The 21293-nt window shown below is 47.0% G+C and carries 17 protein-coding genes; 14 read left to right on the top strand and 3 right to left on the bottom strand.

The window, feature by feature from the left end; translation table 11 throughout:
• The first annotated feature begins 44 nt into the window (after positions 1-44).
• The 14 genes from AC4OGX_RS21360 to AC4OGX_RS21295 all read left to right on the top strand — a co-directional run bounded on the left by AC4OGX_RS21360 (position 45) and on the right by AC4OGX_RS21295 (position 17574).
• A complete protein-coding gene (locus tag AC4OGX_RS21360) occupies positions 45-1562 on the top strand; it encodes a sugar ABC transporter ATP-binding protein (RefSeq protein WP_493332901.1) in 1518 nt (505 codons plus the stop codon).
• The gene (locus tag AC4OGX_RS21355) at positions 1552-2508 is read left to right on the top strand and encodes an ABC transporter permease (protein ID WP_493332900.1); all 957 of its coding nucleotides are present in this window, start codon (positions 1552-1554) and stop codon (positions 2506-2508) included. Before AC4OGX_RS21360 ends, AC4OGX_RS21355 begins: the two co-directional genes overlap by 11 nt.
• 18 nt (positions 2509-2526) lie before the next feature.
• A complete protein-coding gene (locus AC4OGX_RS21350; protein ID WP_493332899.1) occupies positions 2527-2901 on the top strand; it encodes a sensory rhodopsin transducer in 375 nt (124 codons plus the stop codon).
• Between the two features lie 63 nt (positions 2902-2964).
• Positions 2965-3750, top strand: coding sequence for an SDR family NAD(P)-dependent oxidoreductase (locus AC4OGX_RS21345; RefSeq protein ID WP_493332898.1), 786 nt, complete (start codon positions 2965-2967; stop codon positions 3748-3750).
• Positions 3751-3752: 2 nt separating this feature from the next.
• Complete coding sequence (locus tag AC4OGX_RS21340) at positions 3753-4817, top strand: alcohol dehydrogenase catalytic domain-containing protein (RefSeq protein ID WP_493332896.1); 1065 nt, start codon at positions 3753-3755, stop codon at positions 4815-4817.
• A 132-nt stretch (positions 4818-4949) separates the two neighbouring features.
• The gene (locus tag AC4OGX_RS21335; RefSeq protein WP_493332894.1) at positions 4950-5975 is read left to right on the top strand and encodes a LacI family DNA-binding transcriptional regulator; all 1026 of its coding nucleotides are present in this window, start codon (positions 4950-4952) and stop codon (positions 5973-5975) included.
• Between the two features lie 259 nt (positions 5976-6234).
• Positions 6235-7263, top strand: a complete 1029-nt coding sequence (plsX, locus tag AC4OGX_RS21330) for a phosphate acyltransferase PlsX (protein WP_493332892.1) — start codon at positions 6235-6237, stop codon at positions 7261-7263.
• Positions 7264-7288: 25 nt separating this feature from the next.
• On the top strand, positions 7289-7519 hold the full coding sequence (gene acpP, locus AC4OGX_RS21325) for an acyl carrier protein (RefSeq protein WP_493332891.1): 231 nt from the start codon (positions 7289-7291) through the stop codon (positions 7517-7519).
• Positions 7520-7574: 55 nt separating this feature from the next.
• On the top strand, positions 7575-8264 hold the full coding sequence (rnc, locus tag AC4OGX_RS21320) for a ribonuclease III (protein ID WP_493332890.1): 690 nt from the start codon (positions 7575-7577) through the stop codon (positions 8262-8264).
• Positions 8265-8276: 12 nt separating this feature from the next.
• Positions 8277-11837, top strand: coding sequence for a chromosome segregation protein SMC (gene smc, locus AC4OGX_RS21315; protein ID WP_493332889.1), 3561 nt, complete (start codon positions 8277-8279; stop codon positions 11835-11837).
• 99 nt (positions 11838-11936) lie between these two features.
• Positions 11937-12878 (top strand): signal recognition particle-docking protein FtsY, encoded by a 942-nt coding sequence (gene ftsY, locus AC4OGX_RS21310; protein WP_493332888.1) that lies wholly within the window; start codon positions 11937-11939, stop codon positions 12876-12878.
• A 21-nt stretch (positions 12879-12899) separates the two neighbouring features.
• Positions 12900-14114, top strand: coding sequence for a threonine ammonia-lyase (gene ilvA / locus AC4OGX_RS21305; RefSeq protein ID WP_493332887.1), 1215 nt, complete (start codon positions 12900-12902; stop codon positions 14112-14114).
• 84 nt (positions 14115-14198) lie between these two features.
• Positions 14199-14735, top strand: a complete 537-nt coding sequence (locus AC4OGX_RS21300) for a DUF1653 domain-containing protein (RefSeq protein ID WP_493332885.1) — start codon at positions 14199-14201, stop codon at positions 14733-14735.
• Between the two features lie 187 nt (positions 14736-14922).
• Positions 14923-17574, top strand: a complete 2652-nt coding sequence (locus AC4OGX_RS21295) for a penicillin-binding transpeptidase domain-containing protein (RefSeq protein WP_493332884.1) — start codon at positions 14923-14925, stop codon at positions 17572-17574.
• Between the two features lie 63 nt (positions 17575-17637).
• On the opposite strand, the gene AC4OGX_RS21290 is transcribed toward AC4OGX_RS21295, so the two are convergent.
• The 3 genes from AC4OGX_RS21290 to AC4OGX_RS21280 form a co-directional block, all read right to left on the bottom strand.
• Entirely contained in the window at positions 17638-19362 is a 1725-nt protein-coding gene (locus tag AC4OGX_RS21290) for a BlaR1 family beta-lactam sensor/signal transducer (protein WP_493333063.1), read from the bottom strand.
• A 62-nt stretch (positions 19363-19424) separates the two neighbouring features.
• Complete coding sequence (locus AC4OGX_RS21285) at positions 19425-19808, bottom strand: BlaI/MecI/CopY family transcriptional regulator (RefSeq protein WP_493332883.1); 384 nt, start codon at positions 19806-19808, stop codon at positions 19425-19427.
• A gap of 186 nt (positions 19809-19994) precedes the next feature.
• Positions 19995-21164, bottom strand: coding sequence for a ribose-phosphate pyrophosphokinase (locus AC4OGX_RS21280; RefSeq protein WP_493332882.1), 1170 nt, complete (start codon positions 21162-21164; stop codon positions 19995-19997).
• Positions 21165-21293: the final 129 nt, after the last annotated feature.

Below are 21293 nucleotides of genomic sequence, written 5' to 3'. Positions count from 1 at the left end.
ACAGCTTTGTGCGTACTTTTCTAAAATAGGTCAGGAGGAAGCAAATGACGGATCACTATATTTTAAAAATGTCAAACATTACAAAACGTTTTCCCGGTGTCCTGGCACTTGATCATGTCAGTCTTCGTGTCAGAGAGGGAGAAGTACATGCATTATTAGGAGAAAACGGGGCAGGAAAGTCCACGCTGATGAAGATCCTTGCGGGTGCATATGTGAAGGATGAAGGAGAGATTGAGATTTTTTCCAAGAAGACAGAGCTGGGCAGTCCAAAAGCAGCTGAGGAGCTTTTGATCAGCATCATCTATCAGGAATTAAATCTGATCCCCACATTGACTGTGGCTGAAAACATATTTCTTGGGCGTTATAAGATGAAAAATTCTATCCAGGTGGACTGGAAGGCGGTGTATGAGGAGGCGGAAAAACTGCTTTGTGAACTGGATGTAGATATCAAAAGTACTTCTTATGTAAAAGATCTTGGAATCGCTCAGCAGCAGATGGTGGAGGTCGCGAAGGCACTTTCCATGAATGCAAAGATCATCATCATGGATGAGCCCACCGCTCCTTTGACAGAGAGGGAGACAAAGAACCTGTTTCGGATCGTGAAAAAGTTAAAAGACAATCAGGTTTCCATCATCTACATCTCCCACAGGCTGGAAGAGGTTATGGAGATATGCGACAGGGCTACCGTTATGAGAGACGGCTGTACTATTCAGGAGCTGGACATCCGTGATGTGACGATGGATGAGATCATCCGTCTGATGGTGGGCCGGGAATTAAAAGAAAAATACCCGCGGATCGAAAAAGAGATCGGTGGAGAGGTATTTAAGGTGGACAACCTCTGTGCAGGAACCAAAGTACAGAATATCAGCTTTTCTGTGAGGGCAGGGGAGGTGCTCTGCGTGGGCGGCTTAGTCGGTGCAGGCAGGACCGAGACAGTCAGGGCGGTCTTCGGGCTGGATGCCAAGACGGACGGGCATATCTTGATAGAAGGCAAGGAATGTGTCATTAAAAATCCAAAGGATGCCATTGATGCGGGGATCGGATATGTGACAGAGGACAGGAAAGGCGAAGGGCTGGTTTTAAAGCTGGGAGTCGGAGAAAATGTGACTCTGGCTGCTCTGGATGTATTTCGGTCGGGGATTCATCTGGATCTGGGCAGAGAAAAAAGTACGGTAAAGGAATATGTCAGTAGATTGAATATCAAGACACCCTCTATTTATCAGCGGGTGGAGAATCTTTCAGGAGGCAATCAGCAGAAAGTTGTTCTTGCGAAATGGCTCTTATCAAAATGTAAAGTGCTGATCTTGGATGAGCCGACCCGGGGGATTGATGTGGGTGCGAAAATAGAGGTTTACCATCTGATCAACGAGCTGGCAAAGGAAGGAAAGGCAATACTGGTTATTACATCTGAGATCCCTGAACTATTAGGGATCTGTGACAGGATTATTGTAATGGCAAGAGGAAAGATAAGCGGCTCTCTGACTAGAGAAGAAGCAGATCAGGAATCGGTCATGACGCTGGCTGTGGGTGCAGAGGAAAGGGGAAAACAGAATGAAGATTAAAGCAAAAGAGAGAAAAGGTACAAGCTATGTGGGAATATTGATCGCACTCGTGGTGCTGTGTGTGGCATTGAGCCTGGCCAGCGACAGCTTTTTGACGGCATCCAACCTGCTGAACGTATCCCAGCAGATATCGACAAACTTTCTGATCGCGATCGGAATGACCTTCATTATCCTTCTGGGCGGGATCGATCTTTCTGTAGGCTCTGTCATTGCAGTAACCGGCCTGATGATGGGAATCATGATGAAGAACTGGAACCTGCCGGTCTTTGCAAGCCTGCTTTTAGGCCTTGCTTTTGCTGCAGCGGTCGGACTGGTGACGGGACTTTTGATCACAGGCTTTGACCTGCCGCCGTTCATTGCAACGTTAGGTATGATGTCGATCGCCAGAGGTGCAGCATATACCATCACAGAAGGACAGCCGATCTATACATTCCCGGAAAGCTTCCTGGCTGTCACAGGCAGATACAATGGCATTCCTATCTTTACGATACTGATCATGATCGTAATGTTCATCATTGCCGCATATGTGCTCAAATACACCAAGTACGGAAGGTACATCTATGCGATCGGAGGAAATGAAAATTGTGCCAAGCTTTCAGGGATTAATGTAAAGAAGGTTAAATGTATTGCGTATGTGATCAGTGGCTTCTGCTGTGGTGTTGCAGCGATCGTGCTGACCTCCAGGCTGGATTCCGCGGTACCAACAAATGCGGATGGTGCGGAATTGGATGCCATAGCGGCAGTTGTCATCGGAGGAACTTCCATGAACGGAGGAGAAGGAACCCTGGTGGGGACGATCATAGGTACCATGATCATCGGGATCGTTGCCAACGGCCTGAACCTTTTGAATGTACCGCAGGGGGCGCAGAGAATGGTAAAAGGCGGGATCATCGTTTTGGCGGTAATCGTAGATGTGATCAGGAGAAAGCGCAGCGAGAAGGCTTGATATAAGGAGGAAAAAGAAGTGAAGACCGGTATGGGACATAAAAAATGGTGTATCCCGGATCTGTACATGAAGGAACCAGGTGATATGCCGACGCCGTCACATGAAAGCATTACATTATTAAATACGGGAGAACGTCCGTCTGTTGTTAGTATGGAGCTTTTGTTTGACGGTGGGCTTGGATCCGCAAAGCTGGAGCAGATCCTGGTGGAGCCGAAAACAGCAAGACACATCCGCATGGACCGGCTGGAGGAGTGGAATCAGAAGGTACCGACCTCCACATGTTACTCAGCTATTTTAGTCAGCAGTGAAAATATCGTGGTGGAGTATGCGCGGTTTAACTGGATAGACGGGGCTGCCCAGTCATTTGCAGTGATCCCATATTTTGAGGACTAGGAAAGCGGGGATATTTTTACGAACATAATGACAGCAGGAAGTATAGAGAGGAGCAGATGAAAAATGGAAGAAAAAAGAGTCGCAGTTGTAACAGGAGGTACCCGGGGGATGGGGCAGGCAATCAGCGTGGAGCTTGCGAAGAGAGGTAATATCGTCTGCGCAGTATATCGTTCACAGGAAGAGAGTGCCATAGAGACTTTGAAAAAGCTGAGGGAGCTGGAACCTAAAAGCGGCATCTACCGGGCAGATGTTTCAAAAGAAGAGGAAGTAAAATGTTTGATACAAGAGATTGGAGAGAAATTCGGGCGGATCGATATTTTAGTAAATAATGCGGGGATTTTTGATTTCCGTTTTATTGATGAGATGGACGCAGCATATCTCACCAGGGTATTGGATACGAATTTCAAGAGTCAGTTCTATATGCTTCAGAATGCAGCGGAGTACATGAAGAAAAACAGATATGGAAGAATCGCTAATGCATCCTCTATCTCCGGGCATTTTGCAGACTGCGGGCTTGTGGCATATGCGGCAAGCAAGGCAGGGGTGGACATGCTGACGAAGATCAGTTCTGCGGAGCTTGGGCCCTACAATATCAGTGTCAATGCGTATGCTCCCGGAATCATCCATACGGATATGACAGATGAGATGATACAAAAGCGGGGAGAAGAGCAGGTGCAGGATCTGTGTCTTCGCCGGTTTGGAACGGGAGAGGATGTGGCTGCACTCGTGGGATTTCTGACCTCACCTGAGGGCGGGTATGTCACCGGGGAGATCATAGGGATCGACGGCGGGATGTTTAAAGTCCAGAATACATATCTGGCATATGCCCATGCAGGAAAGGAGGCATAAATATGAGAGGAAAGATGAAAGCGTTATTGTCATATGCACCTTATGATAACCGGCTTTCGGAGGCTGAGATCCCCACACCAGGGCCGGGAGAGCTTCTCGTAAAGGTGGAGGGCTGCGGCATCTGCGCAGGGGATGTGAAGTCCTATCATGGCGGGATCCGTATCTGGGGAACCAATGAGGAAAACCGATACATCGAACCGCCGGTGACAGGGGGGCATGAATTTTTCGGAGAAGTTGTTGAGACAGGCGAGGGGATGGAGGAGTATGTGCCCGGAGACCGGGTGAGTGCAGAACAGATCGTTCCCTGCAGGGAGTGTGAATTCTGCCGGCAGGGGAAATACTGGATGTGTACAAAATCTGCGGTATATGGCTTTAAGCAGCATATCCATGGCGGCTTTGCTAATTACATCAAGCTGCATAAAAACAGTATCATTCATAAGATCCCAAAGTCATTTACAAAAGAGCAGGCAGTCATGATCGAGCCAATAGCATGCGGAATGCATGCAGTAGAGCTGGCAGGGATCGGACACGATGATGTCGTGGTGATCGCAGGACTTGGAGCGATTGGGACCTCTATGGTGAATCTGGCGAAGCTCTGTCTGCCGAGGCTGGTGATCGGGATTGATGTGAAGGAATTCCGTATGGAGATGGGGAAAAAATATGGAGCGGACTATGTATTAAATCCTACGGTGTGCGATGTGGCAGAAGAGATCAAAAGACTGACAGGCGGCTATGGCTGTGATGTATATATAGAAGCTTCCGGAAGTCCGAGAAGTGTCACGCAGGGGCTGGAATCACTAAAAAATCACGGGAGATATATACAGATGGGAGTATTTGCTGAGGAAGTAAAGGCTGACTGGAATGTGATCGGAGACGGAAAGGAACTGATGATCAAGGGATCCCATCTGTCAGCGCTGACCTTCCATTCCGTCATAGAAGGCATAGAAAGCGGACTGATCAAGACAGAGGGGCTGATATCACATACCTTCGCATTAGAGGACTGGGAAAAGGCATTTCGGGCAGCAGAGGAAGATCCTGAGGCAATGAAAATCATGCTGGTTCCCTGAAAAGGAGAAAGAAAAACACCGCAACTGCTGAAAAATACAGAAAAATCTGCTATAATATAGCAGGCTGTCCATATAATAAATCCGTAATACAGGGCAGCTGTTCACCGGTCAACGGAACGGATCTTAAGGCCGGTGGGAAAGGAAACAGTTGTGGCGGTTATAAAAGATGTTGCAAAACTAGCCGGTGTCTCGGTAGGCACCGTATCGAAATATTTAAATACTCCGGAGTTATTAAAAGAAGAGAAGCGGGAAGCAGTTGAGGATGCGATCAAAAAGCTGAATTATAAACCAAACTTATTTGCAAGGAATTTAAGGGTACAGGATTCAAAGACCATAGCAGTCATCGCACAGGAAATCCGAAATCCATTTCATGCTGCGCTGTTTAATACGATCCGCAGAGAGGCGATGAAGTATAACTATTCAGTAGTACTGTATTCGATCAACGATGTAAACGGGAGTATCGATAAACTGTTTGAGTCACTGCCGGTTCACTATTTCAGCGGATTGATCCTTTGTTATTTTCATGATATGGAGCAGTCCATCTCCTTTGCAAAAAGACATGATAAGGTGCCCATGGTTATTATGAGCAATTCGGACAGATTTTTTAGTGAATATGATTCAGAAAAGATCGTCCATGCAGATTTCACACTGGGGATCCAAAAGGTCTGTGAATACCTGATCAGTATTGGTAATAAGAGCATTGCCTATATCGGGTGCAAGACAAAGGATACGGCCCATGAGCCAAAGTTAAAGGGCTTTCTGATGACAATGGAAAAGTATCATTTAGACCCCCACAGTATCATTCGTCTGGAGAAAGAATATACAATGGAAACAGGATACGAATCTGCAGAGCAGATCTTAAAGCAGGATGTACTGCCGGATGCGATCTTAAGTGATACAGATATCATGGCGATCGGAGCCCTGAACTGCCTGCGCGATCATGGGGTCAGAGTTCCGGAGGATATCATGCTTGGTTCTTTTGATAATATTGAATTTTCCAAATACTGTAATCCCAGGCTGACTACAGTGAATGTGCCGATCGAGGCCATGAGTGTAAAAGCAGTGGAGCTGCTTCTCGCCCAGATGGAAAACAGCCAGCCATCGGGCAGCGGGACTGCATTTGACTTGGAGCTGATCGTCCGTGAATCGACCAAATAACAGGAAAATCGGTTGGATGAAAAAGAAAAGAGAGTAAAGGCACCCGTGAAACAGAGGTGTTTTTACTCTTTTTTCTGCCTTTTCATATAGGGAACGTCTTCTATGGCAGCAGATTTCAGGCGGATCAGCGTTTTTGTGCATGCCTGCAGAGAGTGCACAGTGGCAGCGCATCAGGCACCTCCTCAATTATTTCAAATTCTTATTGATTTTTATAATGATGTTTAGTAGAATTAATGCAGTAGCGTTAGGAGGAAGAGAAATGTCTGAGATTACAAGAGTTGCCTTGGATGCAATGGGCGGTGACAATGCACCGGGAGAGATCATCAAAGGTGCCGTGGAGGCCGTGAAGCAAAGAGGTGATATTAAGATCCTGATGACAGGACAAAAGGAGCTGCTTGAGAAGACGTTATCGGAATATGCGTATCCAAAAGACCAGATTGAGATCGTGAATGCGACAGAAGTGATCGAGACTGCAGAACCGCCGGTGATGGCGATCCGCAGGAAGAAGGATTCTTCTATTGTAGTTGCTATGAATCTGGTGAAGAAGGGTGAGGCTGATGCGTTTGTTTCTGCGGGCAGTTCAGGAGCCATCCTGGTCGGGGGCCAAGTCATCGTAGGCAGGATTAAAGGCGTGGAGAGACCGCCGCTTGCCCCGCTGATCCCCACAGCCAAAGGGGTATCATTATTGATAGACTGCGGTGCGAATGTAGATGCAAGACCTTCTCATCTTGTACAGTTCGCAAAGATGGGTTCTATCTACATGGAGAACATCATCGGTAAGAAGAACCCGACAGTAGGAATCGTAAACATCGGTGCGGAGGAAGAAAAGGGCAATGCATTGGTAAAGGAGACGTTTCCGCTGCTGAAAGAATGTAAGGATATCAACTTCGTGGGAAGTGTGGAGGCCAGGGATATCCCGTCGGGAGCCGTAGACGTTGTGGTGTGCGAAGCATTTGTCGGGAATGTGATCCTTAAGCTGTTTGAAGGCGTGGGCGGCACACTGATCAGTAAGATCAAGGGAAGCATGATGACATCCCTAAGGAGTAAGATCGGAGCACTTCTCGTAAAACCGGCGCTGAAAGCTACATTAAAAGATTTTGATGCCAGCGAATACGGCGGAGCGCCGCTGCTTGGTCTCAATGGGCTGGTTGTCAAGACACATGGAAGTTCTACTTCAAAAGAAGTGTGTAATTCAATTATCCAGTGCGTCACATTTAAGGAACAGCGGATCAATGAGAAGATAAGAGACGTGATCACACAGGCGCAGGAAGAAAAAAAAGAAGATTAATGTAACGAAGAAAGGGAAGAGGACAATGGAATTTGAAAAATTACAAGAAATTATTGCAGACGTATTAAACGTTCCTAAGGAAGAGATTACTATGGAGACGACATTTGTAGATGATTTGGGAGCAGATTCATTAGACATTTTCCAGATAATCATGGGGATTGAAGAAGAATTCGACATTGAGATTGACAACGATGATGCAGAGAAGATCGTGACAGTAGGCGATGCGATCGAGCAGATTAAAAAGGCTGTAGAATAATAGGTAACAGATGAAAAAGCCCCTATGGGCTTTTTCATTTTAATAGGAGAAGGAAATGGGCGATAGATTAAAAGATCTGGAGAAAAAGATAGGATATGAGTTTCAGGATTTTTCACTGCTCCGGCATGCGATGATGCACAGCTCTTATACCAATGAGAGGCATCTGGAGAAGCATCACTGCAATGAACGTCTGGAGTTTTTAGGGGATGCGGTGTTAGAGCTGGTATCCAGTGAATATCTGTTTTTAGATTCCCCGAAGGTATCAGAAGGAGAACTGACAAAGACAAGGGCGAGTATGGTGTGCGAACCGGCCTTGGCATTCTGCGCAAGGGATATAGACCTGGGGTCTTACCTGCTCCTTGGAAAAGGAGAAGAGGCGACCGGAGGAAGACAGAGAGATTCCATTACTTCTGATGCAATGGAAGCACTGATCGGGGCGATTTATCTGGACGGTGGTTTTACTAATGCAAAAGAGTTTATTCATCGGTTTATACTGACGGATTTAGAAAATAAAAAGCTCTTTTTCGATAGCAAGACTATTTTGCAGGAGATCGTGCAGGCAAAAATGGATGGGGCGATCTCCTACCAGCTGGTGAAAGAGGAAGGACCAGACCATAATAAGTCTTTTTTCGTTGAAGTCAAGATCGGCGGCGAAGGGTTCGGCATCGGTAAGGGCAGAACGAAAAAGGCCGCAGAGCAGGAGGCGGCATACAAGGCGATCCTGGAGTTAAGAAAAGAAAAATAAAGCAGGTGTTATATGTATTTAAAAAGCATAGAGGTACAGGGCTTTAAGTCTTTTGCCAACAAAATCAAGTTCGAGTTCCACAACGGGATTACCGGCATCGTGGGCCCCAACGGCAGCGGAAAAAGCAATGTTGCGGATGCAGTGCGCTGGGTTCTCGGAGAGCAGAGGGTGAAGCAGCTCAGGGGCGGGACTATGCAGGACGTTATCTTCTCCGGGACGGAGAACAGAAAGCCGTTAAGTTACGCGTCTGTTGCGATCACCCTGGATAATTCGGATCACCAGCTGCCTGTGGAGTATGAAGAGGTGACGGTCACAAGGAAGCTGTACCGCTCCGGGGAGAGTGAGTACTTGATCAACGGTGCGGGCTGCCGTCTTAAGGATATCAATGAGATGTTCTATGACACCGGTATCGGAAAAGAGGGTTACTCCATCATCGGTCAGGGACAGATCGACAAGATCTTAAGCGGAAAGCCGGAGGAGAGGCGTGAGCTGTTCGACGAGGCAGCGGGTATTGTGAAGTTTAAACGCCGTAAGAACCTGTCTCTGAAAAAGCTGGAAGATGAGCGGATGAACCTGACCCGTGTCAACGATATCCTGGCAGAGCTGGAGAAACAGATCGGACCATTGAAACGGCAGTCAGAGGTGGCCAGAGAATATCTGAAAAAGAAGGAAGAACTGAAAACTTACGATATTAATATGTTCCTGTTAGAGACAGAACGGATCAAGGACCAGATCAGGGACGTTGACGGGAAACTTACGATCGCCGGTGACGAGCTGGAGGAGACCAGCATTAAGTATGAGAATATGAAGACCGAATACGAGGCCATCGAGGAGGAAGTGGATGAGATTGATTTCTCGATCGAGAAGGCCAAGGGCCAGCTCAATGAGACCACTCTTCTAAAGCAGCAGCTGGAAGGCCAGATCAATGTCTTGAAAGAGCAGATCAATACGGTCCGTATGAATGATGAGCATTATGACAACCGTTTGAATACGATCCGTGTGGAGATCGAGACAAGAAAGGCACAGCAGGAGGAGCTGACGCGCGAGAAAAGCGAGGTCGCAGGCAGGCTTGCGGAGGCTACAAAGAACGACACCCAGGCAAAGGAAGCCCTGATTGATGTTCAGACACGAATCGCCGGACAGACGGCTCAGATCGAGCAGAATAAGGCGGAGATCATGGAGCTCTTAAATAACAGGGCATCCACGAAGGCTAAGATCCAGCATTATGATACGACTCAGGAACAGATCACCACAAGAAAAGCCGAGATCGGAAGAAAGATCATTGAGGTTTCCTCCGAGGCGGAGAAGCAGAATGCAGTGCTTGCCTCTTATGAAGAAGAGGTGAAAAAGATCTCTGAGGAGATCGCAGGGTTTACACAGAAGGTCCAGGTCAATGAGCAGAAGATCGACCAGCTGCAGCAGGAACTGTCCAGGAAGCAGGAGCAGCTGCGGATCGGGCAGACCGCTTATCACAGAGAGTCTTCACGGCTGGAGTCTTTAAAAAATATTACAGAGCGCTATGATGGGTATGGCAATAGTATCCGTAAGGTCATGAGCAACAAGGACAGGGAAAAGGGACTGATCGGTGTTGTAGCGGATATCATTAAGGTTGACAAAGAATATGAGATCGCAGTGGAGACGGCACTGGGCGGCAGTATCCAGAATATTGTCACGGATAATGAGGAGACTGCAAAGCGCATGATCGCATACTTGAAGCAGAATAAGTTTGGGCGTGCCACATTTCTGCCGCTCACCAGCATGCATGGGGGCGGAGGCATCCGGCAGACGGAAGTATTGAAAGAGCCGGGAGTGATCGGCCTTGCAAATACACTGGTTGATGTGGAGCCGAGGTTCAAGGGGCTGGCCGAGCAGCTTTTGGGAAGGACTATCGTGGTCGAACATATTGACCACGGGATCCGGCTTGCCAGAAAGTACCATCAGTCACTTAGACTGGTCACTCTGGAGGGAGAGCTGATTAATCCGGGCGGTTCCATGACTGGAGGAGCCTTTAAGAATTCCAGCAATCTGCTGAGCAGGCGCCGTGAGATCGAGGAATTTGAGCAGACAGTGAAGATGCTCAAAAAGGATATGGATGACTGTGAGGCAGCAGTCAATGAGATCAAGACAAAGCGTGCCGCATGCTACAGCATTATCGATGAGATCCAGCAGAAGCTGAGAAAGGCATCGGTCGTAGAAAATACGGCGAAGATGAACCTGGAGCAGGTGCTGACAAGACAGCGCGAGGCAAAAGAACGCTATGATAATTATCTAAAAGAGCAGGCGGAATTGGAGGCTAAACTTCAGGAGCTGATCGATAACGAAGATTCCATCCAGATGGAACTGGAGGCATCCGAGGCTCTGGAAAAGGAATTGAACCAGAAGATCGAAAAGCTGCAGAAGAATCTGGAAGCAGATAAGGAGCAGGAAGCTATCCAGCTCAAGAGATCCGAGGAAGTACACCTTTCCCTTGCCAGCCTGGAACAGCAGAATGTGTTTATCCAGGAGAATACAAGCCGTATCCGTGAGGAGATCGAGAAGTTCGAGGCAGAGTTAAAGGAACTGGATATCAACAAGGGCAATGCATCTGAGGAGATCAAGGAGAAAGAGGATAAGATCCAGGATCTAAGAGATACCATAGAGAATTCCAAGGAATTATTTGCTGAGATCGAGGCAGAGATTAAGAGCCAGGTTGCAAAAAGAGATGAGCTGAACCAGAAGCACAAGGCATTTCTCGGCAAGAGAGAGGAGCTCTCCAAACAAATGTCAGAATTGGACAAGGAGTGTTTCCGTCTGAACAGCCAGAAGGAGTCCTACGAGGAGGCATCTGAGAAGCAGATCAACTACATGTGGGAGGAATATGAGATCACCTACAATCATGCACTTGAGCTTCGCAATGTGAACCTTACGGATCTTTCCTATATGAAACGTCAGATCCAGACCTTAAAAAGCGAGATCAAGAAGCTGGGTGATGTCAATGTCAATGCGATCGAGGATTACAAAAATGTGTCCGAGCGTTATGAATTCCTTAAGGGACAGCATGACGACCTGATCGAGGCAGAGGCTACTCTGGTGAAGATCATCGAGGAACTGGATGCGGCCATGAGAAAACAGTTTGAGGAGCAGTTCGCCCTGATCTCGAAGGAGTTTGACAGCGTATTCAAGCAGCTGTTCGGAGGCGGGAAAGGAACACTGGAGCTGATGGAGGATGAGGATATCCTGGAGGCAGGAATCCGGATCATCGCACAGCCGCCAGGCAAGAAGCTCCAGAATATGATGCAGCTTTCCGGCGGGGAGAAGGCGCTGACAGCGATCTCGCTGCTCTTTGCCATCCAGAACTTAAAGCCTTCCCCGTTCTGTCTGCTGGACGAGATCGAGGCGGCATTGGATGACAGTAATGTCACCCGTTTCGCGCAGTATTTACATAAGCTGACGAAGAATACACAGTTCATCGTCATTACCCACAGAAGGGGGACCATGACATCAGCGGACAGGCTGTATGGTATCACCATGCAGGAGAAGGGGGTATCCACCCTGGTATCCGTGGATCTGCTGGAGGATTCCCTGGAGAAGTAGGGGAACGCGTTGTCTGAGGGCAGCACTTCCATAGATCAGAAAAGGGAAAACCGAAGATGGGAATCATAAAAAAGAAGAACAGTTTAAGGGAGGAGAAAGATGGAGGAGAAGCAGGGCTTTTTTAAACGGCTTGTATCCGGCCTGACTAAGACAAGAGATAACATAGTCTCGGGTATGGACAGCATTTTCCACGGCTTTTCAAAGATAGATGATGATTTTTATGAAGAGCTGGAGGAAACGCTCATCATGGGTGACTTAGGCGTTAACACCACGATGGAGATCATTGAGGATTTGAAGGAAAAGGTAAAAGAACAGCACATCAAGGAGCCGGTAGAATGCAGACAGCTTTTGATCGACAGTATCAAGGAGCAGATGGATGTGGGAGAAACAGCCTATGAGTTTGAGGATCAGACCTCGGTTGTTTTTGTGATCGGTGTCAATGGCGTAGGCAAGACAACGACTATAGGAAAACTGGCTGGAAAATTTCACGACCAGCACAAAAAGGTGATCCTGGCAGCGGCAGATACGTTCCGCGCGGCGGCGGGAGAGCAGTTAAAGGAATGGGCAAACCGTGCACAGGTTGAGATGATCGGCGGCCAGGAGGGCGCAGATCCGGCATCTGTTGTATATGATGCGGCAGCTGCGGCAAAGGCAAGGAAGGCAGATATCCTTCTATGCGATACGGCCGGACGTCTTCACAATAAAAAGAACCTGATGGAAGAGTTAAGGAAGATCAACCGTGTCATAGAACGGGAATACCCGGAGGCATACAAAGAGACTCTGGTCGTCCTGGATGCAACGACCGGGCAGAACGCACTGGCCCAGGCACGGGAATTCAATGAAGTAGCAGATATAACGGGAGTGATCCTGACGAAGATGGACGGCACCGCAAAGGGCGGTATCGCAGTGGCGATCCAGGCAGAATTAGGGATCCCGGTAAAATATATCGGAGTCGGTGAGTCCATCGACGATTTACAGAAATTTGATGCAGATGAGTTTGTGAATGCGTTATTCTACAATGAGGCAGAAGAAGAGGAATAGCGGAAAGAAAGAAGGGGTAAAATGTTAACGTTAGAGAAGTTTGAGGAAGCAAGTGAACTCGTAAAGCAGGTAACCAACCCGACCAAATTGGTGTACAGCGACTATTTAAGTGAACAGAGCGGCGGCAGAGTATATTTAAAGCCGGAAAATATGCAGCATACCGGCGCATATAAGCTGCGCGGTGCATATTATAAGATCAGCACGCTGTCCGAGGAAGAGAGGCAGAAAGGCCTGATCACCGCATCTGCCGGGAATCATGCCCAGGGCGTGGCATATGCCGCTAAGAAGTATGGCTGTAAAGCAACCATCGTGATGCCGACCGTTACCCCGCTCATCAAGGTGAACCGCACGAAGAGCTATGGGGCAGAGGTGATCCTTCACGGCGATGTCTATGATGATGCATGCGCGTATGCATATGAGCTGGCAAAAAAGGAAGGATATACCTTTGTACATCCGTTCGATGATCTGGATGTCGCTACAGGACAGGGAACGATCGCTATGGAGATCGTACAGGAGCTGCCGACTGTTGATTACATCCTTGTACCTGTAGGCGGGGGCGGCCTGATCACAGGAGTGGCTACGCTTGCCAAAATGCTGAATCCGAAGATCAAGGTAGTCGGTGTAGAGCCGGCCGAGGCAGCCAGCATGACGGCAGCTTTAAAGGCAGGGGAAGTAGTGGCTTTAGATAGTGCAAATACCATTGCAGACGGTACTGCAGTGAAAGCAGTGGGCGTTCAGAACCTTCCTTATGTTCAGGAGAACGTTGACCAGATCCTTTTGGTAGAAGACGATGAACTCATCGGGGCTTTCCTGGATATGGTGGAAAACCATAAAATGGTCGTAGAAAATTCAGGACTTCTTTCCGTAGCAGCATTAAAACAGTTAGACTGCAAAGGAAAAAAAGTAGTCTGCATCTTAAGCGGAGGCAACATGGATGTGATCACCATGTCCTCTATCGTACAGCACGGCCTGATCCAGAGAGACCGCATCTTCTCTGTATCTGTCCTGCTCCCGGATAAGCCGGGTGAGCTGGTGAGTGTCGCATCCACGATCGCCGATGCCCAGGGCAACGTGATCAAGCTGGAGCATAACCAGTTTGTAAGCACGAACAGAAATGCTGCCGTGGAACTGCGTATCACGATGGAGGCATTCGGCACAGAGCATAAACATAAGATCCTGGATGCACTGGAGGCAAAAGGATTCCGCCCGAAACTGATCAGTGCAAAATTGTATTAAGAATAAGAAACAGCCGGCATACCAAGGAGAAGTTATGCCGGCGCTTTCTTTATATTAAAAACATAAAGAAAAGAGGCGTATATTATGGAACGAAAAAGACCTAAGCCAGGGGAAATCTACACACATTTTAAAGGAAGACAGTACCAGATACTGCATATTGCAATGCATACCGAGACTGAGGAGGAATTGGTGATTTATCAGGCGTTGTATGGTACCCGGAAAGTCTATGCCCGTCCTCTGGACATGTTTTTAAGTCCTGTTGATAAAGAAAAATATCCAGAGGTAAAACAAAACTATCGGTTTGAATTAACAGGAATCATAAAAGATAATGCAGAACCGGACGGTGCAGCTTCTATTTCAGAGGGGCAGACTGCGGAAAAAGAGGACAGGGATGACCTAAACCAGATTCCCCTTATTTTTCAATTCCTGGACTGCCGTTCCAATGAGGAAAAGCTGAGATATCTTTGTCAGCACAGGTTAGAAGTGACAGATTCCTTTTTACTGACAGCGGGGGAGAGCATCGGATGTACCATCACAGAGAAGACGACAGAGTTGAAGTTTGAGGAATTAATGAATTACCTGCGCATCAAGATCAAATACGAGACCGGACGATTGAGGTAGGAAAATAATAGCTTGACAATAAAGTCTTACAAATGTAGTATATAAATAAGTATTACAAATGTAGGAGATTGCTATGCGCAAAATAAGAACGTCAAGATTTTTAGTTTTATTGATTTTTTTTGGTCTGCTATTTTTCATTTTAATATGTCGGCTGTTTCAGCTTCAGATTATCCATGGCGGGGAGTATATGGAGAATTTCAGTTTAAAGACAAAGCGGGAGATTCTGCTTAAGGGAACCCGGGGGAATATTTATGACAGGAATGGAAAGCCTCTTGCGCGAAATCAGCTGGCCTATGCAGTTACCTTTGAGGATGCCATAGAATATGATACCAGCCGGGAACGCCAGTTAAGCCTGAACGGAAATATTTATCAGATAATCAGTATCATAAAGGAACATGGGGATTCCATTGAGAATAGCTTGAAGATCGGACTTGACCGGAGCGGGGCTTATCAGTTTACGGCAGAAGGTTTCTCTCTGGACAGGTTCAAGGCAGATATATATGGGAAAAGCCAGGTGGAAGACATGACGGAAAAGGAGAAGGCTTCTACGGCGGAGGATGTGATGGAGTTTCTATCAGGGGAAGAGAAGTTTTGTGTCTTTTCCGAAAACGGAGCTCCATATACAAAAGCGGAAAAAAGAAAATACGGACTGCCAGAGGATATGGGCAAAGAGGATTTATTAGATCTCTTAAGCGTGAGGTACTCCTTATTTTTACAGACATACCAAAAATATCTTCCTGTCATTGCAGCCAGAAATGTATCCCAGGAGACCTTAGCAGCGATCATGGAAAACCAGCCGGAGATAGAAGGGGTGAATGTTGAGGAGGACAGCATACGGGTATATGAAGGCGGGGAGGCCTGTGCACCGATCCTGGGGTACACAGGAACCATTTCCATGGAGGAGCTTAAGGAAAAGGAGAAAGAAGGATATTCGCTCAGCTCTGTTGTGGGGAAATCAGGAATGGAACAGTATCTGGAGGATATCCTTAAGGGAAAAGACGGAAGGAAAGAGGTCTTTGTGGATAATGTGGGGAGGATGACATACGATTCCGGAGTGGTGGAAGAGCCTGGGTCGGGGAAAGATGTTTATCTGAGTGTTGATATGGATCTGCAAAATGAGATATACAGGGCGCTGGAACAAAAGATTGCGGATCTTCTTCTGGAAAATATAATCAATGCAAAGACATTTGATAAGACAGCAGTGAGTGATGCTACAGAAATCCGCATTCCTATCTATGACGTATATGTCTCTTTATTAACGAATGAAGTCATGGACTTGTCTCATTTTCAAGGGAAAGAGGCATCAGAGCTTGAGAAAGATATTTATGAGAAATTCAGGAAAAAGAGGAAGGATGTGATATCCAGGGTACAAAAGGAGCTGGAGAATCCATCCGGCCCATTTTCGGAACTTTCAAAGGATATGCAGAAATATCAGCAGTTCATCATCGAAAACCTGGATATCTTTAAGAGGGATGAAATAGATACGGCGTCCGAAATATACAAAAAATGGGAAAATGGTGAGGCTTCCCTAAGGGAATACATACAGGAGGCCATCAAGGAGGAATGGGTCGATCTTAGCAGACTGGATTCAAACGAGGCCTATTTAAAGCAGGACGAAGTCTATAGTCTTGTGATCAGTTATATAGCGGAGGAACTAAAGCGTGATTATGAGTTCGAAAAAATTGTTTATGGACAGATGGTAATGGCCGATGAGATACTTCCTGAGCAGATCTGTATGCTTCTGTATGAGCAGGGCATCTTAAGTAAGCAGGACGCAGAGTTTGAAGGATGGCAGCAGGGGGCGATTTCTTCCTATGATCTGATCATCCGGAAAATTCAGAAATTAGAGATCACCCCTGCGGATCTGGCTTTAGATCCATGTTCCGGTTCTGCAGTCGTAGTGGATACAAAGACCGGAAAGGTACTGGCATGCGTGAGTTATCCGGGATATGATAATAACAGACTGGCGAACCAGATGGACCATGATTATTATTTCAGGATTTATAACAATAAATCCCTTCCGCTTTATAATCGTGCCACACAGCAGTTATCAGCCCCGGGGTCTACCTTTAAGCCTGTCACCATCATTGCAGGTCTGGAGGAAGAGGTGATCGTACCGTCTGCGGAGGTTTTTTGCGACGGCGTGTTTGATAAGGTGGATCCGCCTTTAAAATGCTGGAACCACCTGGGCCATGGCAGTGTATCAGGGACAGCCAGTGCACTGAAGAATTCCTGCAATGACTACTTATGCGAGATATCATACAGGCTGGGCATGACAGACTCTGGAACATTTTCCGATGATCAGGCATTGAAGGTGATCCAGGAATACGCAGAATTGTTTGATATGGACAAAAAGAGCGGAATCGAATTGACAGAAAGCACCCCCCAGATTACAGACAAATACGCGATCCCTTCTGCGATCGGTCAGGGGACGAACAATTTTTCCACCGCACAGCTGGGGCGTTATGCTGCCACACTGGCAAACGGGGGGACCAGCTTTCGTCTCTCCCTAATCGGAAAGGTAGATGAAGTGGAAAAAGAACCTAAAATAATAAGTGATATCCATCTGCCTGCCGAGGTGTGGGACAGTGTTCATACCGGAATGGAGTGGTATGCACAGGATACAGGGATCTTCGATGGATTTCCGATCCCGTCCGCAGGTAAATCCGGAACAGCGCAGGAAGTGAATACCAGGCCGGATCACGGCTTGTTTGTGGGATATGCACCGGCTGAGGAGCCCCAGATCGCGGTTGCGGTCAGGATCGTGAACGGTTATTCGGCAACCCCGGCGGTAGAATGTGGAAGAAAGATATTTGAGTCCTATTTTCATCAGAATTAAAAGACAGCCTCAGAATGATATGGGCATGACCTGCCGGATCATTTTGAGGCTGTTTGCCTTAGGTTAAAAAATACTTTCTAAAATCTGGATGGTAACCGCGGAGGCATTTCTGCCGTCAGCATACTCAGAGTCTTTGAGATTAGCCGCAAAGCAATAGGTACGGCCCTCATGTTCCAAAAATCCTACAAACCACCCATTGACGAGCTTTCCATCCTCAATACCTGTCCCGGTTTTCCCATAGAGTCTGCCGAAGGAGGTCTCCTTAAGGAATAAGGCGTCTTTGATGGCCTCTATATTCTGTACTTTAAAATCCCACTTGTTTTCAAGGAGGCCCGCTAATAGATTCACCTGTTCCACCGGGGAGATCTTTAAGGAGGATTGAGCCCAATAGGACGTAGTTCCGCCGCTTAGATCACAGTTTCCGTAAGAGATCTTCTGGTAGTAGGAGTACAATTTTGAAAGCCCCAGCTGGCGGTCCAGATTCTGGAAATACCAGTTTACAGAATCGTGCATGGCAGTATTCAATGTCTGATTCTGCTCCCATGCGTCAAAAGGCTGTTCATTTCCATCCCATTCCTTAAGAGAGTCTTTCGGAGAGATCACCTGTTCCTCCAGGGCAAAAAGCCCGCTGTATATTTTAAATGTGGAATCTGGGGAAACTCTCTGTGTACTTAATTCCTTATTATAGATCTGATACTGTTCTTCTTCCATATCATATAAAACAAAGGAGCCGTCTGTCCCCTGAAAATAAGAGGAGAGATCGAGCTCTGTCCAGCGATTATCCTTTAATCGGAAGGAAGAATCAGAAGAAGCATATGCTGTTAACAGAGGACTTAAGCAGTATACAAGCGCCAGTATCAGAAGCAGCACGCCTATACTTTTGGTTTTCTGCAGAGCAGAATCCTTTTGATATCCTGCGATCTCCACGATCCGCTGCCGGATCAGCTCTTTCCCGCCGCCCAGGGCAGAAACGAAAGAAAAGTGCATTCCCTTTTGCATATGTTTTGCATATTGAAGGATCGTATAACCGTATTCCCTGGCCTGACCGCTTCCAATGACAGAAAGGACTAAGTGGTCGCAGGCGATCTCGCGGTCTTTTCTGAGCTGTCTGAATCCATACCAGATAAAAGGGTTAAACCAGTAAACGATCTGTAGAAGGCAGACCAGGTCATTCACAAAAGCATCCCTCTGTTTATAATGCTGCAGTTCATGCAGGAAAATGAAACGCAGGTCCTTTTCTGATAATAGAATGTCCAAATCCTGGGGGATCATGACGGTGGGCCTAAGCCATCCGTAAGAAACCGGGGTCGGGAGATCGCAGGAGGCGTAAAGCCGAATACTGCGCTTTATGCCCAGTTCCCGTGAGCAGGCCGCAAACTGCTGGTACAGATCCGGCTCGTTTAGCCGATTGACCGGATATGCCTTTTTTTGCAGGAAATAGATTCCCATAGTACTGCGCAGGAAAAGGGCTGCGGCAAGAAGCATGCCTAAGATCCAGATTCCAAACAGCACCCAGTTCAGCAGACGGCCGGATGAAGCAATGGCGGTTGAAAAGTCCCGGATCCCCCAATCGGAAGTAACAGACGGGGGAGTACTTCCTGTCAATGCAGAAGCGGAAGCAGAGGCAGACCTTGAAAATAGCTGCCGTATCTTTAACAGCAGGTTTGCAGGAGCAATGCTCCTGTAAGGGAGAAAGGGTATAAGCATAGCGAATATAAAAACATACCACAGCCGATACTGTACGTTCAAAGTGATATGCTTTTTCAAACATTTTTTCAGTATCAGCATACAGCCAAGCAGGATGCAGATAAAAATATTACAGGCTAAAAAACGGACAGGGAATGTCATGATTATTCACCACGCTTTATTTTGGAATCAATGATCGTATATAAGTCCTTTAGTTCTGAATCCGACAGCTCTGTGCTCGAAAGCAGAGTAGAGAGCATGGGAGCTACCTCGCCGTTGTAAAAACGATTCAGGAAAATATGACTTTCCTGTTCCAGATATTTTTCCTGGGAAATGATCGGGAAATAGTAGTACATGCGTCCCCGCTGCTCGTAGGAGATCACCTTTTTGGCAGTCAGGCGGGATAATAATGTGTGGATCGTCTTCTGATTCCATGTATGAGTCTGCCCGGCCCGGTCACATACCTCGTTGGTGCCAAGGGGGGATTCATCCCAGAGGATTTTCATGATCTCGTATTCGGCTTCTGATATCTGTGGTAATCTTTCCATAGTTCTTCTCCTTTAATCTTACTTGTGTAATAATTATAAAGGATAAAGCCAGAGCCGTCAACTAAGATACGAAGGATGCGCAAATTGTCCGCAGGGAATAAAAAGGGGATAAAAAGGAGGACTGTGCACAAAGTCTGTGCAGCAGTCCTCTCATTTGTACCCCGGCCGGGGCAGGTATTTTATTTTCTATATGCCGTGCTTTTCGAGTAGAGCGTGGATCTTATCGGTAGGATTAAGTACCGCACCGATGGTGGTGTCATGATTCAGGGAATCAATGATCAGTGCCAGGAACTTGCTCATATCCGCGGTTACAAAATAAGGCTTATCCTTTGCAGACGGCGGAAGATAGGTCAGGTTTGTCGTGATCACGCGGTCAAGATAGCCGTTTTCGTAATATTCATCAAACTTATCGAAGCCTTCTGTGAATAATCCAAAGGTGGTACATACGAATACCCGTCCGGCCTTTCTGTTTTTCAGCTGTTTGGCGACATCCAGCATACTTTCACCGGAGGAGATCATATCATCTACGATGATGACATCCTTGCCCTCCACATCATCTCCCAGGAATTCATGGGCTACGATCGGATTCTTTCCGTTGACTACGGTAGAGTAGTCGCGGCGTTTATAGAACATTCCCATGTCCACGCCCAGGATATTGGAGAAATAAACGGCGCGGTGCATCGCTCCCTCATCCGGGCTGATGATCATTAAGTGCTCCTTGTCCACTTTCAGATCCGGTACGGAACGGAAAAGGGCCTTCATGAATTGGTACGGAGGATTGAAGCTGTCGAAACCATTAAGCGGAATGGCATTCTGTACTCTTGGGTCGTGGGCGTCAAATGTGATGATATTCGATGCACCCATTGCAACCAGCTCCTCCAAAGCAAGTGCACAGTCTAGAGACTCTCTCTTCGTACGCTTGTGCTGGCGGCCTTCATATAAAAACGGCATAATGACATTGATTCGGCGTGCTTTGCCGGTTGCGGCAGAAATGACCCTTTTTAAGTCCTGAAAATGGTCATCCGGTGACATGTGGTTTTCGTGTCCATTCACGGTATAAGTAAGGCTGTAGTTACATACATCTGTCATGATAAATAAGTCAGTCCCGCGGATTGTTTCTTTGAGAATCCCTTTTGCCTCGCCGGAACCAAAACGCGGGCAGCAGCAGTCCACCAGATAATTGTGGGATTCATAATTGACATAGAGCGGAGAGGGCTTGACTTCACTGATTGTATTCTCGCGGAAGGATACAATGTAGTCATTTACCTTCTTTCCAAGTTCTTTGCAGCTTTCCATGGCAGCGATCTTTAGGGGTGCCACAGGAAGTGTCCTTTCTAACAATTCGATGTTTGACATGATTTTCTCCTATGTTCTACGAATTTAAGACTGGAAAAATCCAGTCTCTTACATATAAGGTTATATCATTTTTAATGATGAAATTCAAGCACAGCTTGCATAAATGTGTGTACAAAACACGGTACAAAC

It is taken from the genome of Faecalicatena sp. (genome assembly GCF_058819085.1).
Note: the sequence above shows the minus strand (reverse complement) of the source record. Positions and strands in the feature narration are given on the sequence as shown.

What these genes read in the sequence shown, in the direction of transcription:
- AC4OGX_RS21300 (WP_493332885.1), top strand. Translation starts at nt 14,199, where the DNA reads ATGGAACGAAAAAGACCTAAGCCAGGGGAAATCTACACACATTTTAAA.
- AC4OGX_RS21280 (WP_493332882.1), bottom strand. Translation starts at nt 21,164, where the DNA reads ATGTCAAACATCGAATTGTTAGAAAGGACACTTCCTGTGGCACCCCTA.
- AC4OGX_RS21345 (WP_493332898.1), top strand. Translation starts at nt 2,965, where the DNA reads ATGGAAGAAAAAAGAGTCGCAGTTGTAACAGGAGGTACCCGGGGGATG.
- AC4OGX_RS21340 (WP_493332896.1), top strand. Translation starts at nt 3,753, where the DNA reads ATGAGAGGAAAGATGAAAGCGTTATTGTCATATGCACCTTATGATAAC.
- rnc (WP_493332890.1), top strand. Translation starts at nt 7,575, where the DNA reads ATGGGCGATAGATTAAAAGATCTGGAGAAAAAGATAGGATATGAGTTT.
- AC4OGX_RS21360 (WP_493332901.1), top strand. Translation starts at nt 45, where the DNA reads ATGACGGATCACTATATTTTAAAAATGTCAAACATTACAAAACGTTTT.
- AC4OGX_RS21295 (WP_493332884.1), top strand. Translation starts at nt 14,923, where the DNA reads ATGGAGAATTTCAGTTTAAAGACAAAGCGGGAGATTCTGCTTAAGGGA.
- AC4OGX_RS21285 (WP_493332883.1), bottom strand. Translation starts at nt 19,808, where the DNA reads ATGGAAAGATTACCACAGATATCAGAAGCCGAATACGAGATCATGAAA.
- AC4OGX_RS21290 (WP_493333063.1), bottom strand. Translation starts at nt 19,362, where the DNA reads ATGCTGATACTGAAAAAATGTTTGAAAAAGCATATCACTTTGAACGTA.
- ilvA (WP_493332887.1), top strand. Translation starts at nt 12,900, where the DNA reads ATGTTAACGTTAGAGAAGTTTGAGGAAGCAAGTGAACTCGTAAAGCAG.
- acpP (WP_493332891.1), top strand. Translation starts at nt 7,289, where the DNA reads ATGGAATTTGAAAAATTACAAGAAATTATTGCAGACGTATTAAACGTT.
- smc (WP_493332889.1), top strand. Translation starts at nt 8,277, where the DNA reads ATGTATTTAAAAAGCATAGAGGTACAGGGCTTTAAGTCTTTTGCCAAC.
- ftsY (WP_493332888.1), top strand. Translation starts at nt 11,937, where the DNA reads ATGGAGGAGAAGCAGGGCTTTTTTAAACGGCTTGTATCCGGCCTGACT.
- plsX (WP_493332892.1), top strand. Translation starts at nt 6,235, where the DNA reads ATGTCTGAGATTACAAGAGTTGCCTTGGATGCAATGGGCGGTGACAAT.
- AC4OGX_RS21355 (WP_493332900.1), top strand. Translation starts at nt 1,552, where the DNA reads ATGAAGATTAAAGCAAAAGAGAGAAAAGGTACAAGCTATGTGGGAATA.